The following is an 18,078-nucleotide window of genomic DNA, read 5'->3' as shown; positions in this document are numbered from 1 at the left end:
CAGATCCCTCGATTCAGGGCGTTATTTGGCGGTCGGCATCACGAACTCCGCGCCCGCCTCGATGGAGTCGGACCAGCGCTGCATGATCGACTTCTGCTTGGTGTAGAAGCGCACGCCCTCTTCGCCGTAGGCGTGCATGTCGCCGAACAGCGAGCGCTTCCAGCCACCGAAGCCATGCCACGCCATGGGCACCGGAATCGGCACGTTGATGCCGACCATGCCCACCTGGATGCGACGGCCAAACTCGCGGGCGACCTTGCCGCTCTCGGTGAAGCAGCTGACGCCGTTGCCGAACTCGTGGTCATTGATCAGCTCGATGGCGGTGGCCACGTCCGGCACGCGCACGCAGGCCAGCACCGGGCCGAAGATCTCCTCGCGGTAGATCGTCATTTCCGGGGTGACGTGGTCGAACAGGGTGCCGCCCATCCAGAAGCCCTCGCTGCAGCCTTCGCCGGTATTGCTGCTGTCGAAGCCACGGCCATCGACCACCAGCTCGGCACCCTCCTCGACGCCCTTGTCGATGTAGCCGGTAATACGCTGATGGGCCTGGGCGGTGACGATCGGCCCCATCTCGGCGTCCAGCTGCATGCCGTCCTTGACCTTGAGACCACGGGCGCGCTCGGCGACGCGTGCCACCACGTCATCGGCCACGTCGCCGACCAGCACCGCCACACTGATGGCCATGCAGCGCTCGCCGGCGGAGCCGTAGGCGGCACCGATCAGCGCGTCCACCGCCTTGTCGAGGTCGGCGTCGGGCATCACCACCATGTGGTTCTTGGCGCCGCCGAGGGCTTGTACACGCTTGCCCAGCGCCGCGCCACGCTGGTAGATCAGGTTGGCAATGGGAGTGGAGCCGACGAAGGACAGCGCCTTGACGTCGGGATGGTCGATCAGCGCGTCCACCGTTTCCTTGCCGCCCTGGACCACGTTGAACACGCCGTCGGGCAGCCCGGCCTGCTTGAGCAGGTCCGCCATCATCAGCGAGGCGCTGGGATCGGTGGGGCTGGGCTTGAGGATGAAGCTGTTGCCAGCGGCGATGGCGACCGGGAACATCCACATCGGCACCATGGCCGGGAAGTTGAACGGGGTGATGCCGGCGACCACACCAAGCGGCTGGCGCAGTGTCCAGTTGTCGATGCCGGTGCTGACCTGGTCGGTGAAGTCGCCCTTGAGCAGCTGCGGGATTCCGCAGGCGAACTCGACGATGTCGATACCCCGTGCCACCTCGCCCTGGGCGTCGGTGAAGACCTTGCCATGCTCACGGGTGATCGCCTCGGCCAGGGCATCCTTGTTGGCATTGAGCAATTCGAGAAAGCGGAACATCACCCGGGCGCGGCGGATAGGCGGGGTGTCGGCCCAGCTCGGGAAGGCCGCCTTGGCCACCTCTACCGCCTTGTCGATCTCGCTGGCGGAGGCCAGCGCCACTCGGCCACTGACCTGGCCGGTCGCCGGGTTGTAGACGTCCTGATGACCCAGGGAAGCGCTTTCGTCGATCTGGCCGCCGATGAAGTGAGGAATCGTCGAGGTCATGGGGTGCTCCTTTATAAGCGTTGTTTAAGTCATTCGAGCGTGGCCGTATGAGGAAAGGTGCCCAGCCTGCTCGTCTTGTCGCTGTACAGCCTATCTCTAGTGGCGATCTGAGCAATTGAGTTATTTGAAACCCAGATATAAAGTTCTCAAATAACACGCTCTGTTGAAGGAAGGCGCCATGCAGGACTACCCCACGCTGCGAGCATTCGTCACGGTGGCGCACCTCGGCAGCGTCTCCCGCGCCGCCGAGGCGCTGCATCTCACCCAGCCGGCGGTTAGCCTAAAGTTGAAGCAGCTGCAGGCAACGCTAGGACTGACGCTGTTCCACCGCCGCCCCCAGGGACTGGAGCTGACGGCCCACGGTCAGGCACTGCTGCCCACCGCCGAAAAGGCCCTGGAGAGCGCCCGGGTGTTCGATCAGATGGCCCGCTCACTGCACTCGACGGTGCGGGGGCTGTTAAGGATCGGCACCATCATCGATCCCGAATTCATCCGTCTGGGCAGCTTTCTCAAGGTGCTGGTCGAGCGCGCCCCGGAACTCGAGACCGAGCTGCACCACGGCATGAGCGGTTACGCCCTGTCGCGAGTGGAGCGCGGCGAGCTGGATGCAGGTTTCTATCTGGCGCCCCCCGGAACAGGCAGCACCCACGCCGACGGCGCCGGCGAACTTGCGTTTGTCGAGCTGACCCACTTTCGCTACTACGTGGTGGCGCCCTCCGGTTGGGAATCGCGGGTCGAGGACACCCGCTGGTCGACGCTGGCCACCCTGCCCTGGATCGTCACACCCCCCGACTCGGTCCACCATCGACTGCTCAAGCGCGCCATGCAGGACAGCGGAGAGACGCCCCGGCGGGTCGCTCAGGTCGACCAGGAGGCCTGCATGCTCGACCTGGTACGCGCCGGGGTGGGGTTGAGCCTGGCCCGTGATTCGCTGGCCTTGACCGAGCGCCAGCGCAGCGGCCTGACCATCGTCGAGGGGGTGACGCTGGACTGCGCCCTGTGCTTTGTATGGAAGAAGGAACGTACCCGCGAGCCGCCGCTGCAGGCCGCGCTTGCCACCCTGGAGAGCGTCTGGCCCAACCGCCCTGAGTGAGGCTTGTAGGAAAAGTGCCTGCGCTCGGTGGCTTTTCGTACAAGACCCAGGGCCTGAGTCAGCCCGGGGTAGACCCCGCTGATAGGCGCCCGAACCTGCTACCCGACAATAGGCGTCCGAACCCGCTGATAGGCGCCCGAACCCGCCGGTACGCGCCCGAACCCGCTTTGGCAGCAGCGCCAAATGCACCAGAGCTGCGCCTTTCTGCGCCTGGCGACGCTCGAATCCGTCGTCGGGTGCTACCCTCCAGACGTTGGCTGACGGCTTTCCCCGGTTCAGGTCAAGGGCGACGCCTGTCTCGATCGCTCCTTGCTCGCACCTTCAGTTCGTACTTCCAGCCACCAGATGTCAGCGTCACGCTCCCTTCGTTCTTCACCACAAGGAATGTCCCCATGACCGACCTTTCCCGCTTCCCCATCACTGCCAAGTGGCCGGCGACACACCCCGAGCGCCTGCAGCTCTATTCGCTGCCGACCCCCAACGGGGTCAAGGTCTCGATCATGCTGGAGGAAGTCGGGCTGGACTACGAAGCGCACCGGGTCAACTTCGATACCAGGGACCAGCACTCTCCCGAGTTTCTCTCGCTCAGCCCCAACAACAAGATTCCCGCGATCCTCGATCCCGACGGCCCTGAAGGCCAGCCGATCGGACTGTTCGAGTCAGGCACGATTCTGCTGTACCTGGCCGACAAGACCGGCCAGCTGGTGCCCCAGACGCCCCAGGCCTACTACCAGGCCCTGCAATGGCTGATGTTCCAGGTCGGCGGCGTGGGCCCGATGTTTGGCCAGATCGGCTACTTCCACTTCTTCGCCGGCAAGGAATTCGAGGACAAGCGCCCTCTTCAGCGCTACGTGGACGAGGCCAAACGCCTGCTTGGGGTGCTGGACAAGCGCCTGGAACAGCGCGAGTGGATCATGGGCGAGGACTATTCGGTGGTGGATATCGCCATCCTTCCCTGGATACGCAACCTGGTCTACCGCTACGACGCCGGGGATCTGGTCGAGTTTGCCAACTTCCCCCACGTCGACCGCACCCTCCAGGCGTTTCTCGAGCGTCCCGCCGTGCAACGAGGCCTCAAGGTCCTGGCCTGAGGCGATATAGCAGGCGCTACCAGGGTGAAGGTGGCGATCGGTGAATGTGGCGATCGGTAGAGGTAGAGCGAGACGAAATGAGGTGAGAGCCGCACGATCGAACCTCATCCCACGGGTGACTCGCCGCCGGGTTCAGGCGATGATTGTGCCGGCACAGCAGACTCCGTGAGCCTTCAAGGCGCGCCGTCCTGTGCCTGTCCGCCTGCCCCGTGGCCCCACGGCCCCGGGCAACACCCCCACACGACGGAATCACCGCTCATGCCCGTTCGCCCCGTTCATCTTCTGCCCCTCGTCTTCGCCGTGGGGACCACCTCCGCCCAGGCGGCCTCCGCGCCTAAAGACGCCGACCGGACTACCGTCGAGCAGCAGAGTAGCCGATCCTGCGAAAACCCGACCATGGACCAGCAGATCGAGGCACTGATGGATCACCACGGCATCCCGGGGGTGTCGGTGGCACTGATCGACCACGGCAACATCTGCCTGAGCCACTACGGCGTCGCCAGCCGGGAGTCCTCGACCGGCGCCGCCGTGAACGACGACACCCTGTTCGAGATCGGCTCGGTCAGCAAGACCTTCACCGCGGCGCTGGGCGCCTGGGTGCAGCAAGGCGGAGCCTTCTCCCTGAGCGACAGTGCGGCCAGCATCGAGCCCGACTTCGAGGGTCGTCCAGTAGGCGAGGTCAGCATGGTAGAGCTTGCCACCTACACCGCCGGCGGCTTCCCGCTGCAGTTTCCCGCGGGCGTCGAAGACGCCACCCTCCACGACTACTTCGTGAACTGGCAGCCGGACTTTGCCGCCGGCACCAAGCGCCTGTACTCGAACCCCAGCATCGGCCTGTTCGGCCTGCTCGCGGCCCAGAGCGAAGGCTCAAGCTTCGCTGAGCTGATTCAGGACAGCGTGCTGCCCACACTTGGCCTCGATGCCACCTGGCTTACGGTGCCCGACGACCAGGCCCGCCACTACGCCCAGGGCTACAACGGCGATGACCAGCCCGTGCGCGTCAATCCGGGCCCGCTGGACACCCAGGCCTACGGCATCAAGACCACGGCACGGGACCTGGCACGCTTCGTTCAGGCCAATATCGACGCCTATCAAGGCAGCCAGGACGACCAGCGCATGGCACAAGCCCTGCTGGCCACCCACCAGGGCTACGCCACCGTCGGCGAGATGCAGCAGGGACTCGCCTGGGAAAGCTACGCCCTGCCGACGACCCTCGATACGCTGCAAAACGGCACCACCGCAGAGATGGCGCTGGAGCCCCAGCCTGTCACCATGCTCGAGCCGTCAGGCGAGCCACAGCCCCAGCGCTGGTACCACAAGACCGGCTCCACCGGCGGCTTCGGCGCCTACGCCGCCTTTATGCCGGCGCATGAACTGGGCATCGTCATCCTCGCCAACAAGCGCTACCCCAACGGCGAGCGCGTCGAAGCCGCCTGGCGGATACTGGAGGCGCTGGAGCAGTAAGAACGAAAAGTGCTTGAACCCGGTGCCGCCCGGAGCAATGAAACAAGGAGCGAAGCAAGGGCGAAGCACGGGGCTGTGCAAAGGCAATACATGGGGCAGAGAAGCGTCTACGACCGGTGGTAGGCACTAACCGAGCCAACCAATGAAACCAGACGGCCTGGGCGCTGAATTCTCCAGCCCTCAGGCCCTGAAAGCCGCAGCACAAGCACCGGGGGGAAGCGCTTGGAAAAGACGATAGCTTGTCTGAATCGCAGAAAGCGTCAGGGAGCGTCGGCTCGCAGCGTGAAGCCAAGGGCATTCATGACCTTCATGACTGTCGCAAAACTTGGGTTCCCATCGGCCGAAAGCGCCTTGTAAAGCCCTTCGCGGGTCAGGCCGGTATCGCGCGCCAGTTGCGTCATGCCTCGCGCTCGAGCGATATCGCCAAGCGCCGCCACGACGAGAGCGGGATCACCTTCTTCAAGGCAGGCCTCAAGATACAAGGCCATGTCTTCTTCCGTCTGCAGATGGTCAACGACATCCCATTTCTGAAGTGTGCTCATGGTGCCTCCGTCAACTCCCTCGCCAATCGCTTGGCGAGTTCGATATCTCTGGCCTGGCTGGACTTGTCGCCGCCTGCCAGCAAAATGATCAGTTCGTGCCCCTTCTGGACGAAATACACTCGGTAACCAGGCCCGTAATGGATCCTCAGTTCCGAGACTCCCTCACCGACAGCCTCACAGTCACCGACGTTACCCAGTTCAACGCGCCGTAGCCGAGCCAGTATCCTGGCCTTGGCCCTGGGATCTCGCAGCTTGGCGAACCAGGCAGCATAGGACTGCGTCTCGCGGATCATATTCATACCATCAAGTGTTAACCATAGTTAACACCTTGACAAGATTTTTGCTCGGCGTACCACGGCCTTATCCCAATGACCTAAACGCCCCCTTGGGGCTGGTACACTACGCGCCCTCTCCTGCCCGACCTCTTGATGCCGATGACTGACCGAGATCCCCTGGCCCAGGCCCTCCGCTTTTCCGTGGCGCCGACGATCGGTCGGAGGTAAAACCCACAGTCACGGGCTTTCCCGGTATCGTGCGCCAAAAATGCACCAGCAAGAAACAGTGGCACGGATCCTACCGCTGAAGTTGCGCTTGTCGGTGAGACAGGCGCGAGCATGGGTATGACGAACGCGTGCCTACGCGTCAGAGGTGGCCCCGCCTCAGAATCCGCAACAAATTCTCAGCAGTCACTTGGATGCTCCGCAGGAGGCACGGCTAGGCGCTGTCCGAAAAGTCGACGAGCGAAGGTTAGACAAGGCAAAAATCGGTGAGAAAGCGCAGTTTACGGGGTGTAAATGAGCATTTTGATCCGATTTTTAACGCCGTATTACCGAGCGCAGGCACTTTTCAGACAAGCCCTAGCCTCTCGACACGATCTTTGGCTATGTTGGTCGCAGGCCAAGGAGAAACAAACGTTGCAGACCCTTTATCGTGTACTGACTCTCGCGACCTGGGAAACCGCCCAAGAAAGCGGGATAGTGCCCCGCTGTGGCAACGACCACAAAGAGGATGGCGTACATCTCAACCTCCCGGAAGCGATTGATTACACAGCCAAGCGTTACTTCACACCCGCCGAGAACCCTGTACTACTTGAGATCGATACATCATCGTTTGCCGAACTCATCGAATGGCGCAGTCCGCTGCCCCACGAACCTTGGCGTAGACCCCTGGCTCGCATAGAAGGGATACGGGTCGAAAGCGTCCAATCAGTCGAGCGCATTAATCCAAAAAAGCTCAACAACTAGAGACGGCCGACACTTCCCTAGCGATGGTGAGAATCGCATGATTCCGCATGAAAGCTAGCCCTTTCCCTAACGCCATGAGACCCAGAGTTCAGGCGCCCTCGGCGGGAGTGCAAGGATGCCCAAGAATCGACAGGTTTAGCGCGCAGGCGGGCCGGGGTGTAGACGGCGCGCCGGGTGTCACTGCGCTCTTTCGACACACCACAAGAGAGGCTTTTAGTGCCAAGACAGCACATAGGCTCATTGCCACACCAATGACTGGCTGATCTACTCACTTTGCATAGGACGAAAGAACGACATTGGTAAACAAGGAAAAAGACGATGTTTGGTCCAGGGGATGGAGTCATTCGTGTAGGAGATAGCTCATCACATGGCGGGACCGTGGTGACAGGGCAGGCAAAACTACCTTGTCGATGGCATTCCTGTAGCGGTGGTAGGTGATATGGTAGCTTGCCCTCAAAAGGGACACGGGGCATGCCCCATAGTCGAGGGCCATCCCACATTCTCGGTGAATGGCAGCGCTTCTCATCTGCAGAATACAAGACAGAATAATCGAGCCAAACATACAGAAAATTGCAAACATATACTGTTTTATCGGATCGAAACAGGTGAAAAACTACGGCACAAGAACCGAGAGAATTAATGATTTAAAATTATAGAAAACCCCAAAAATGAATAAAAAGTAATCGAAAAAACATACATATATATATCTTTAGCGGTAAGCGTTATTATGGCGATATTTTCGGTATACGCAGCCATACAGCACAATTCATATGAAGAATACTGTATATATACCACTTATCCTGAGTGCGATTATCGCTATGGGCCTATAGCATTACTTTTCTTTAGCTGGCTAGTCGTCACATGGGCAGTTTTGTCGGCAACTTTGGCAATTCTTTTAACCACATACACTTTTATATCTCGACTTATTTCCAAAGGATAAAAAGAATTCTACCCAATCGCCAGAACGAACCTCTTGACGAATTCAACACCAATAATACACATTATAAGTCTTTGAGATATCGCAAAACCGAACAACCAAAAACTTATCTATCACCACCAACTTCGGAATGGAAGTGAAAAAAAGATATCTCGAACTTGTATATCTAACCGTATCAATCACCATTTCTCTATCGATTTCTTCACTTATGGTATATATCGCCATTGATCATAATCCACAAGGAGAATTCTGTAGTTATCTATCCGGAACAACACAATGCGAGTATCAACTTGGATCTATCGCCTCAGTGTTTTTCGGCTGGTTTTTCGTGACTTTTTTCGCACTATCACTCCCTGCGTTTGCTTTGCGTTTCCTGGCAGGCATGATTCGATGGTTTAAATCAATAACGAGGCGCTAGTGCCGGCTTAAACATAATTCTTTAGAAAATAGTTTCCCATAGGTGACAAGCTATCACTGGGTGGTAGCCTGCCAGCTTTTGGTCACGAATTTACGATAACCAATTCCCCTTTCGGGCCCGTGGTCTTCTGAACCACCGTGTACCTCAGCTGCGTCGTCTACAGGTCTAGCCCCTGGAACACCTCGCGCATCTTGGTTACGTCGTTGACGCTGATGACGACCTGCCCTTTCGCTGTCGGGGCCAGCTCAGCCATGCGGTCGCATTGCTCGATCCAAAGAAGCAAGCCGGCCTCAAGTGAGGCCGGACACACCGGCTCACCACAGGAGACACGACATGCACTATCCCATTGCCATCGAGGTAGGTGACGACCAGCATGCCTATGGTGTGGCAGTGCCCGACCTGCCAGGCTGCTTCTCGGCCGGTGACACCTTCGATGAGGCGATCGCCAACGCGCGCGAAGCCATTGAAGGACATCTCGAGAGCCTGGCCGACCATGGTGATCCCATCCCTTCAGCCAGCGCTATCGAGCAGCACCTGGCGGATCCCGACTATGCCGGCTGGGTGTGGGCCGCAGTCGAGATCGACATGACTTCCTATCTGGGCAAGAGCCACAAGATCAACGTCACCCTGCCCGACCTGCTCATCAAGCGCATCGACAGCACCGTCGCGCGACACAGCGAGTTCAAAAGCCGTTCTGGCTTCCTCGCCCGCGCGGCGCTGCATGAACTCGAGCGCTGCGTGGGGTGATTCACGGCGTCAAAGCACTGCCCCCCCAAGTCGAGGCTCACCCACTCGCCGTGGGCCTCGTTGATCACTTCAAGGGCTCGGCTCCTTTATGAAGACGATGGCCAACTTGCGATAGAAAGGGCAGGACCGCTCGTAAACGCTCGCTTCCAATGTCTCAGCACCAACGATGAAAACGCCCCCTTGGGGCTGGTACACTACGCGCCCTCTCCTGCCCGACCTCTTGATGCCGATGACTGACCGAGATCCCCTGGCCCAGGCCCGCCGCTTTTCCGTGGCGCCGATGATGGACTGGACTACCCGCGACTACCGCGTCTTCGCGCGCACCCTGACGCGCCGGACGCTCTTGTACACCGAGATGGTGACCACTGGTGCGATCCTTCACGGGCGTCCGCGCGAGCGCTTCCTCGGCTACGACGAGGTGGAGCATCCGCTGGCGCTGCAGTTAGGTGGCAGCGATCCAGGAGAACTCGCCGAGTGCGCGGCGATCGCCGAGGAGTGGGGCTACGACGAGGTCAATCTCAACGTGGGTTGCCCCAGCGACAGGGTCCAGAACAACCTGATCGGGGCCTGCCTGATGGGTCATCCGGACAAGGTGGCGCTGGCGGTGGCGACGATGCGCGAGGCGGTGTCGATTCCGGTGACGGTGAAGTGCCGTATCGGGATCGACGATCAGGACGAGGACGCCGATCTCGAGCGCTTTATCACCCAGGTGGCCGACGCCGGCTGCGAGGTGTTTATCGTGCACGCGCGCAAGGCCTGGCTGCAGGGGCTGTCCCCCAAGGAAAACCGCGACGTGCCGCCGCTGAATTATCCGCGGGTGCATCGCTTGAAGGCCAGTCGCCCCGATCTGCATATCGGCATCAACGGCGGCATCAAGAGCCTCGAGGAGTGCCAGACGCAGCTTAATCACGTCGACAGCGTGATGGTGGGTCGCGAGGCCTACCAGAATCCCTGGCTGCTGGCCCAGGTGGACCAGGCGATCTACGGCGAGCCGGGGCCTGCTGACAGTCGCCACGCCGCCGCCATGGCGCTACGCCCTTACATCCAGCGCCGCCTGGAAGAAGGTGCCAAGCTCAACCATATCACCCGCCATCTGCTTGGCCTGTTCCAGGGCTGCCCCGGCGGGCGCCGCTTCCGTCGACATCTGTCGGAGAACGCTCATCGCGACGGCGCGGGCCTGGCGGTGTTCGACGATGCCCTGGGCCTGGTGCCGGAGCCCGCCAGCGCCTGACAACAGCTGCACGACACTCCGCTGCACGGGCAAACCTGCCCTGCAAAAAAGACAACGGCCGAGCGATCTACTCGGCCGTTCTTTATTGGGTCCGGGGTTGGGGACTCGATCTTCATCAAGCCCTCTGGACATCTGTCTCGCTAGCCCTACCGCTACCCCTATCGCCACCCTCATGCCTTAAGGTAAGCGAGTGCTCACCTGCATGTGCAACCTTGGCTCCTGGGTGAACCGCTTCATGCCTTGAGGCCTAGTAGAGTGAATCGGGCGGCGGCTCCAGGCTCGAATGGAAGGTCTCGATGGCGCTTTCGGCTTCTTCGATGGCGTCGAAGCGGGCGATATGGAACAACGCCTCGCCTTCGTTGGCCAGGGGCAGCCGGCTCATGCCGATGACGATGCCGTCGGCCATGGACAGGATCTCGCCTTCGGTCTCGCCGAAGGGATCGGCGACCTTGCCCAGCACCTGCCCCTTGGCGACCCGGGCTCCCAGGCGCACCTTGGGCCTCAGGATGCCGTCGATGGGCGCACGCGCCCAGCTCGACCCATTGGCGACCTCCGCTGCCGGTGGCTTGCGACGGCGTTGCTCGCCGGTCAGCATGTCGAGCCGGCGCATCACCCGCAGCACCCCTCGGACACCAGCGGTGATCGCCCACTCGTCGAAGCGCAGCGCCTCGCCGGCCTCGTAAGTGAGCACTGGCGTACCGCGAGTCTGGGCGTAGTGGCGAAGGCTGCCTTCGCGAAGCTCGGCGTTGAGGATCACCGGGGCGCCGAAGGCGTCGGCCATGCGCCGGGTCTCCTCGCCGGCGTCACCCAGCTGGGCGCGGATCTGCGGCAGGTTGGTGCGGTGGATGGCGCCGGTATGAAGGTCGATGATGTGGGTCGCGTGGTCGACGATCTGCTCGCGAAACAGCGCCGCGATACGCCCCCCGAGCGAGCCTGATTCACTGCCGGGAAAGCAGCGATTGAGATCGCGCCGATCCGGCAGATAGCGAGAGTGCTGAACGAAGCCGAAGATATTGACGATCGGCACCGCGATCAGGGTGCCGCGCAGACGGTTGATCTGGCGCGAACGCAAAAGACGCCTGACGATCTCGACGCCGTTTATCTCGTCGCCGTGGATGGCGCTGCACACCAGCAAGGTGGGACCGGGCTGGCGTCCGTGAACGACCTCCACCGGGATATCCAGCGGTGCATGGGTGTAAAGTTTGGCCACCGGCACGTCGATCTGGGCACGCGTGCCCGGCTTGACGGTAATGCCGGCCAGTTCGAAGGGGGCTCTTGCCATGGAAGTTCCTTAGTCGCCATGCCGCGCCGTCGACAACACGACAGCACCTGTCGTCCTTATACCTTTGTGACGTCGCCAAAACGAGCCCAATTTACCTCAGTGCGCGTATCGATGCCGCTGATCTCGCGGGGCCAGTCCGGTAGAATACGCGGACTGACCCACCGCCGGAGCACCCCGCCCCCATGCCCCGCCGTACCAAGCAAGAAGCCGCCGCCACCCGAGCCGCATTGCTCGATGCCGCCGAGGAAGTGTTCCTCGAGCGCGGCGTCTCGCGCGCCTCGCTCGAGGTCATCTCGCGACGGGCCGGCGTTACCCGGGGCGCCCTGTACTGGCATTTTCGCAACAAGGGCGATCTGTTCCGGGCCATGCTGGAGCGTGTCCATCTGCCGTTCGAGGACCTGCTCAATGAGCTCGACGACTCCTCGGTCGATCACCACCCGCTGGAGGCCATTCGCTTGAGCTGTCATGTCGGGTTGCGTCAGGCCGATACTCCGCGCCACCGCCGGGTTCACGGTATCCTGCTGCACCACTGCGAGCGTACCGACGATTTCGACCCGCTGGAGGCCAAGGCCGAGATCGCCCGAGAAACCTGCCAGGCCTTGCTGCGCCAGTTCAAGCAGGCTGATCTCAAGCAGCAGCTACGCCCCGGGCTTAGCCCGGAGCGTGCCACCGACCTGTTTCACTATGCCCTGAGCGGGCTGTTCTGGGAGTGGCTGCGCGCGCCCCAGGCCTTCACTCTAAGTGAACGAGGCCCTGCCCTGGTCGATGACCTGATCAGCCTGATCGGTCGCGACTGACCCGTCGTCGCGAACCGGCACTCGATCGACTCGGGAAGGGCTCGACACGCTTCAATGCTGATGGCCGTGGGAGTGACGATGGCCGTGGTAGTGGTGCCCGTGCGTCGGCGCCTCATGGGGTGGTACCGGTTCATGGCGCTCGATCAGCTTGAGCCTTACCAGGCGGGTACGCGCATCGAGAAACTCCTGCTCGGCCACCGAGCGGAAGCTGTCGTGCTCTTCCAGGTACTTGACCAGCACCCGTACTTCCCCTTCCCGCGGCATCGCCCCCGGCTTGCCCCTCAGGCAGATCTCCCGGGTTCCGTCCGAGCAGAGCACCGCACGGCAGCACCCCTGGCCATCGATGAAGCCGACCACCTGAACACGCTCGCCCAGCAGGCAACGGCGGTTGAACGAGGGCCGATCGCGATAGCGCTTCAACAGTACCCGACAGAAGCGGGATGCCAGCGGGGACGACAGCGCAAAGGCTCCCCACAGCACCACGATGCCCAGCGGCACGATCACGATCGCCAAGTTGACCCACTGCAGAATCAGCAGTTCCGCCACTAGCGTGAAGACAGCAGCGAACAGGATCAGCGCGGTCAAGGCCACCGTCACCGGCACCCCGGCAAACCCCAGCGATACCATCGTGCTGGCCATATGATCGTCACGCAGGCTGTCACGTTCGAACAGCTGCAGCGGCACCAGCTTCAATGCCACCAGGATCCAGTAGAGCGCGACGAGTGGAAGCAGCACCGTGAACAGAATCAGCGGAAAACTCAGGGCAATGTCCCTGATCAGCGTTATGTCCATACCACCTCCCGTGGCGTTGCCACTTGCGTACTTGCTACCCGCAGCATAGCGCCATAGGCCACAAACCTCGACCCGCACATCCCAATTTTTCCTTTGGCGACAGCATGTTGCAACGCACAATATGCTGCACTGCACACTTCCCCCAGGCCCGCCACAAGCTTGTAATACGAAATAAAAAGCTCCCTGTCACCAGCGACTCACCGCCTCTGCAGCATAAAAAAAGCGCCGCCTGGAAAGGCGGCGCTTTGACCTGCATCAACCATTCTACCGATGAGGGGCGGTCATGTTGACCCGCCCACTGGTTCAATGATCGGTGGCAGTGCCCTTGGCTTCTGAGGCGTTCTCGTCCTCATCGTCGTCGGAACCACGCTCTCCGAACAAGCGCAGGGAGAGCGACGCGATCATGGCGTAGAACGACGGCACGAAACAGCTACCCAGTATCGCCACCGAGGCCATGCCCATGGCCACCGTGGTACCGATGTGGTGGCTGCTGGTGTCACTGGCGCCGGTGGCCATGGCCAGCGGCAGGGTGCCGAAGATGAATGCCATGGAGGTCATCACGATGGGCCGGAAACGCAGCTCCGCCGCGGTGATCGCCGCCTCGCGGATGGTCTTGCCCATCTCCTTGCGCTGCAACTCGGCGAACTCGACGATCAGGATGGCGTTCTTTGCCGCCAGGCCGATGACCACCAATACCCCGATCTGGACATAGACGCTGGTATCCAGGCCACGCATGGCGATACCGGCGATGCCCCCGAGGAAGGCGAACGGCGTGGCGGTCAGTACCGCCAGCGGCAATGACCAGCTCTCGTACTGCGCCGCCAGGATCAGGAACACCATGACCATGCCGAAGATGATGGCGATGGTGCCGGCGTTACCCGCTTCACTCTCCTGGTAGGCGGTACCGGTCCAGCCCATGCCCCAGTCGCTGCCAAGCGTATCCTGGACGATCCGCTCCATGGCCTGGAGCGCCTGAGTCGAGGAGTAGCCTTCCGCCGGGCCACCCTGGAACTGGGCCGCCGAGTAGACCCCGAAACGCGTCACCACTGCAGGGGCGGCCTTGCGCTCAAGGGTCACGAACTCCGACAGCGGAATCCGCTCACCGTTGCCGCCGCGCACATAGACGTTGTTGATATCGTCCGGGGTGTCGCGGTACTCCGCCTCGTTCTGCAGGTAGACCTGGAAGTTGCGGTTCTGGTAGCTGAAGAAGTTGACGAAGCCATTGCCGAAGGTGTTCGACAGAGTGGCATTGAGGTCGGTCAGCGACACGCCGTAGCTCAGCGCCTTTTGCTGGTCGATCTCGGCGCGGAAGGACGGCACGTTGACGCTGAAGGTCGAGAATACCTGGTTGAGCGCCGGGTCCTGGTTGGCCGCCTGCATCACCTTGAGCGAGGCCTGGTAGATCTCCTCGGGGGTGGCACCGGAGAACGACTGCAGGTAACCGGTGAAGCCGCCGGTGGTGGACAGACCGATGATCGGCGGCATGTTGAAGGCCATGACGTTGCCGCCGTCGACCTCGGCACCGATCTGGAAGATCCGGCCGATCAGGTCATCCACCGTGGTCTCGCGCTCGTCCCAGTTGTCCATGTTGATGAAGATGATGCCGCGTGCAGTGTTGACCGAGCTGGTCAGCATGTCGTAACCGGCGATGGCCGAGGAATAGCGAACACCGGGCACTTCCTCGATGCGCTTGCTGACCTCGGCCATATAGGCCTTGGTGCGGCTGAGCGATGCCGAGTCCGGCAGGCTGACGGCTGCCAGGGCGATGCCCTGGTCGGTTTCCGGCACCAGCGTCGAGGGCGTGTTCTCATAGAGCCAGAAGGAACCGGCCCCGACCAGCCCCACCAGCAACAGGGTCAGCACCCAGGCCTTGACCAGCGCCTTGACCGCCACCATGAACACCCTGGTGACGCCGTCGAAGAAGCGGTCGAACAGGCGCAGCGGGGTGCGCACCGCCCGCATGAAGGAGGATTCCTTCTTGTGCAGGTCGTGCTTGATGAAGATCGCCGACAGCGCCGGGGTGAAGGTCAATGCCATCAGCGCCGAGAACGCAACCGAGATGGCGATGGTAAGGGCGAACTGCTGATAGATCTGCCCTGTGAAGCCGCCGAGGAAGGCCACCGGCACGAACACCGCCGCCATGATCAGCGAGGTGGCGATGACCGGCCCACCGACCTCCTTCATGGCCTGGATGGTGGCCTGGCGAACCGTGATCTCCTCGTCCTCCGACAGCACCCTTTCGACGTTCTCCACCACCAAGATGGCGTCATCCACCACGATGCCGATGGACAGCACCAGAGCGAACAGCGTCAAAAGATTGATCGAGAAGCCGAACACGTAGAAGCCTGCGAAGGTGGCCAGTACCGATACCGGCACCACCGACATGGCGATCACGGTAAAGCGCCAGTTCTGCAGGAAGATGAACAGGATGACGCCGACGATCAGGAAGGCTTCGATAAAGGTGTGGAAGACGGTTTCCACCGAGGCGTCGATGAACAAGGTGGTGTCGTAGGGCACCACGTACTCGAGGCCCGGCGGGAAGCGCACCTCCAGCTCGTTCATCTTTTCCTTGACCATGTCTGCCGTCTGCAGGGCATTGGCGCCCGGCTGCTGCTGGATCATGATCGGCGTCATGATGGCGCCGTTGAGGCGTGCCTCGACGCCATAGAAGGAGGCGCCCAGCTCGATCCGTGCGACGTCATCCAGGCGCAGCGCGGAGCCGTCCTCGTTGGTGCGCAGCAGGATGTCGCGGAAGTCGTCGGCGCTGGACAGACGTCCGCCGGCGGTGATGGTGTAGGTGAAGGCTCGCGGGCTGTCGATCGGCGTGGACGCCAGGCTACCCGCCGGTACCTCGGTGTTCTGGGCACGAATCGCCGCCGCCACCTCGGTGGGGGTCAGGTCGTACTCGGCCAGCTTGTTGGGGTCCATCCAGATGCGCATGGCGAACTCGCCACCGCCCAGCACCTCGGCCTCACCGACGCCGGGAATCTGGCGCAGCTCGTCGAGAATGTTCAGGGTGGCGTAGTTCTGCATGTAGATGTTGTCGTAGTCGTCCTGGGGCGAGATCAACGACACCAGCATCAGGATCGAGCTGGAACGCAGCTCGACCTGGACGCCCTGCTCCTGCACCGCCTCGGGCAACTGGGACAGCGCGCCCTGGACCCGGTTGTTGACGTTGATGGTGTTGATATCACCGTCGGTCCCGATGTCGAAGGCCACGCTCAGGCTCATGGAGCCGTTGTCGGAGCTGGTCGAGTTCATGTAGAGCATGTTCTCGACGCCGTTGATCGCCTCCGCCAGCGGCGCGGCCACCGTCTGCGCCACGGTCTCGGCATCGGCCCCCGGGAAGGTGGCGCTGACCGACACCGTGGGCGGCACCACGCTGGGATACTGCTCGATCGGCAGTACCCGCATGCTCATCGCCCCGATGATGGTCAGGATGATCGCCAGGACCGAGGCGAAGATCGGCCGCTTGATGAAGAAGTTGGCGAAATTCATTCGTTACCCTCTCCTCGAGCCTCCTCGGCCTCCTGATCGCCCTGCGGCGCGTTCATCGGCGCCTGCTGGGCGGCCTGGGTGGCACTCGCGGCATCCTCGCCCTGACCACCGCTCTCGGCAGTGCCCTGCCCGCTCTGATCGGCCGCTGGCTCGCCCGGTGACGCCGCTTCGCCCTGCTCAGCTTGCTCGGGCGCGGCCTGGCCGGCGCCCTGCCCCTGTTGCTCGTACTGGGCTTCTTGCATCAGCGCCTCGGCGTCGCCGTCGAACGGCTGGGGATCGATCGGGGTACCCGGCTTCAGGCTGCCCGGATCACCGACCACCACACGCTCGCCGGGTTCGACGCCGTCGAGGATGATCTGCCAGGCGCCCGCCAGCTCACCGAGCTGCACCGGACGCGCCCTGGCGACGTTGTCTTCATCGAGCACGTAGACCTGCGGGCCCATCAGGCCCTGGGTCAACGCCAGCTCCGGCACCGCCAGCACGCCGAAGCGCGCCAGCCCCTCGATCTTCACGCGCACGTACTGACCCGGCAGCACCGCGCCGTCCGGGTTGGCAAAGGTGGCCTCCGCCTGGACGGTGCTGGTCTCGGGATCGACACGGGAGCCAAGGAAGTCCAGGTGGCCGCTGAGCACGGCAGGCTCATCCCCACGCGAAGAGAACGCTTCGAGCGAGGCGGCGATGTCCTCGATGCTCATGTCCTTCAACTGACGACGCAGCTCGAAGGCGTCGTTCTGAGGCATCTGGAAACGGACCTCCAGCGGATCCAGCGGAGTGATGGTGGCAAGTTCGGTATTGGGTGACACCAGGTTGCCGACATTGACCTCACTGAGACCGATCACGCCAGACACCGGCGCCGTGACCTCGGCGTAGTCCAGGTCGAGCTGGGCGCTCTTCAGCGCCGCCTCGGCCTGGGCCACGCTGGCCCGCGCGACGCGCGCGTCGGCCAGGGCCTGGTCGACCTGCTGACGGCTCACCGAGTTCTGGGCTGCCAGCTGCTGGAAACGATTGGCGTCACGCTCGGCCCGCGACAGCTCGGCCTGGGCGCTGGCCAGGTCGGCCTCGCGCTGGGCCACGGTGGCCTCGTACAGGTCCGGCTCGATGGTGTAGAGGCTCTCACCCTGCTCGACCTGATCGCCGGGTTCGAACTTGCGCTCCTCGAGCACACCGGTGACACGTGCGACCAGGGTGACTTCCTGCTCGCTCATCAGCTTGGAGGGGTAGGACTTGTCCAGTGGAATGTCCTGGTAGGCCAGCTCGGCCACCTCGATGGCCTTGGCGGGTGGCTGACCACCGGCCTGACCGGCGGACGGGTCTTCTTCCTGACCACAGCCGACCAGCAGCAATGCCGCCGCCAGTGCGGCCCAGAGGCGGCCGCGATAGATGGTGGTTTTCATCCCTTGATTCCTTCGGGG

14 protein-coding genes and 1 pseudogene are annotated in these 18,078 nt (G+C 62.2%); 8 read left to right on the top strand and 7 right to left on the bottom strand.

Annotated elements, in window-relative coordinates; all coding sequences use genetic code 11:
• Positions 1–21 precede the first annotated feature (21 nt).
• Positions 22–1,530: a CoA-acylating methylmalonate-semialdehyde dehydrogenase gene (locus NFH97_RS15685; RefSeq protein WP_108133287.1), complete on the bottom strand. Its 1,509-nt coding sequence runs from the start codon at positions 1,528–1,530 to the stop codon at positions 22–24.
• Between the two features lie 178 nt (positions 1,531–1,708).
• Here NFH97_RS15685 and NFH97_RS15680 point away from each other — a divergent pair, with 178 nt between their 5' ends.
• From NFH97_RS15680 to ampC, 3 genes are all read left to right on the top strand, one after another.
• On the top strand, positions 1,709–2,623 hold the full coding sequence (locus NFH97_RS15680) for a LysR family transcriptional regulator (protein ID WP_045991838.1): 915 nt from the start codon (positions 1,709–1,711) through the stop codon (positions 2,621–2,623).
• A 392-nt stretch (positions 2,624–3,015) separates the two neighbouring features.
• Positions 3,016–3,714 (top strand): glutathione binding-like protein, encoded by a 699-nt coding sequence (locus NFH97_RS15675; protein ID WP_222517188.1) that lies wholly within the window; start codon positions 3,016–3,018, stop codon positions 3,712–3,714.
• 258 nt (positions 3,715–3,972) lie between these two features.
• Positions 3,973–5,178 carry a class C beta-lactamase gene (gene ampC, locus NFH97_RS15670; protein ID WP_222517187.1) on the top strand — a complete coding sequence of 402 codons (1,206 nt, stop codon included), beginning with the start codon at positions 3,973–3,975 and terminating at the stop codon, positions 5,176–5,178.
• A gap of 260 nt (positions 5,179–5,438) precedes the next feature.
• Here the strand turns inward: ampC and NFH97_RS15665 are convergent, their stop codons facing one another.
• Positions 5,439–5,720 (bottom strand): addiction module antidote protein, encoded by a 282-nt coding sequence (locus NFH97_RS15665; protein ID WP_045991840.1) that lies wholly within the window; start codon positions 5,718–5,720, stop codon positions 5,439–5,441.
• Complete coding sequence (locus NFH97_RS15660) at positions 5,717–6,013, bottom strand: type II toxin-antitoxin system RelE/ParE family toxin (protein WP_239452513.1); 297 nt, start codon at positions 6,011–6,013, stop codon at positions 5,717–5,719. Before NFH97_RS15660 ends, NFH97_RS15665 begins: the two co-directional genes overlap by 4 nt.
• 501 nt (positions 6,014–6,514) lie before the next feature.
• Between NFH97_RS15660 and NFH97_RS15655 the strand changes: the two genes are divergently transcribed.
• From NFH97_RS15655 to dusA, 4 genes and pseudogenes are all read left to right on the top strand, one after another.
• Entirely contained in the window at positions 6,515–6,964 is a 450-nt protein-coding gene (locus tag NFH97_RS15655; protein ID WP_349625092.1) for a DUF952 domain-containing protein, read from the top strand.
• A 400-nt stretch (positions 6,965–7,364) separates the two neighbouring features.
• Positions 7,365–7,604: pseudogene (locus NFH97_RS21235) on the top strand (PAAR domain-containing protein); the annotation flags it as partial.
• A 1,048-nt stretch (positions 7,605–8,652) separates the two neighbouring features.
• On the top strand, positions 8,653–9,066 hold the full coding sequence (locus tag NFH97_RS15650; RefSeq protein WP_349625091.1) for a type II toxin-antitoxin system HicB family antitoxin: 414 nt from the start codon (positions 8,653–8,655) through the stop codon (positions 9,064–9,066).
• A 223-nt stretch (positions 9,067–9,289) separates the two neighbouring features.
• On the top strand, positions 9,290–10,297 hold the full coding sequence (dusA, locus tag NFH97_RS15645) for a tRNA dihydrouridine(20/20a) synthase DusA (RefSeq protein ID WP_409996595.1): 1,008 nt from the start codon (positions 9,290–9,292) through the stop codon (positions 10,295–10,297).
• A 247-nt stretch (positions 10,298–10,544) separates the two neighbouring features.
• Here dusA and NFH97_RS15640 read toward each other — a convergent pair whose 3' ends face one another.
• Positions 10,545–11,579: a succinylglutamate desuccinylase/aspartoacylase family protein gene (locus NFH97_RS15640; protein ID WP_045992886.1), complete on the bottom strand. Its 1,035-nt coding sequence runs from the start codon at positions 11,577–11,579 to the stop codon at positions 10,545–10,547.
• A gap of 182 nt (positions 11,580–11,761) precedes the next feature.
• Between NFH97_RS15640 and NFH97_RS15635 the strand changes: the two genes are divergently transcribed.
• Positions 11,762–12,376, top strand: a complete 615-nt coding sequence (locus tag NFH97_RS15635; protein ID WP_108449083.1) for a TetR family transcriptional regulator — start codon at positions 11,762–11,764, stop codon at positions 12,374–12,376.
• A 51-nt stretch (positions 12,377–12,427) separates the two neighbouring features.
• Here NFH97_RS15635 and NFH97_RS15630 read toward each other — a convergent pair whose 3' ends face one another.
• From NFH97_RS15630 to NFH97_RS15620, 3 genes are all read right to left on the bottom strand, one after another.
• Positions 12,428–13,168: a hypothetical protein gene (locus tag NFH97_RS15630; protein WP_052704358.1), complete on the bottom strand. Its 741-nt coding sequence runs from the start codon at positions 13,166–13,168 to the stop codon at positions 12,428–12,430.
• A gap of 303 nt (positions 13,169–13,471) precedes the next feature.
• Positions 13,472–16,666: an efflux RND transporter permease subunit gene (locus NFH97_RS15625; protein ID WP_108133280.1), complete on the bottom strand. Its 3,195-nt coding sequence runs from the start codon at positions 16,664–16,666 to the stop codon at positions 13,472–13,474.
• On the bottom strand, positions 16,663–18,060 hold the full coding sequence (locus tag NFH97_RS15620; RefSeq protein WP_349591409.1) for an efflux RND transporter periplasmic adaptor subunit: 1,398 nt from the start codon (positions 18,058–18,060) through the stop codon (positions 16,663–16,665). Before NFH97_RS15620 ends, NFH97_RS15625 begins: the two co-directional genes overlap by 4 nt.
• Positions 18,061–18,078 lie beyond the last annotated feature (18 nt).

The organism is Halomonas sp. SCS19, from assembly GCF_040147015.1.
Classification (GTDB): Bacteria; Pseudomonadota; Gammaproteobacteria; order Pseudomonadales; family Halomonadaceae; genus Halomonas; species Halomonas litopenaei.
Note: the sequence above shows the minus strand (reverse complement) of the source record. Positions and strands in the feature narration are given on the sequence as shown.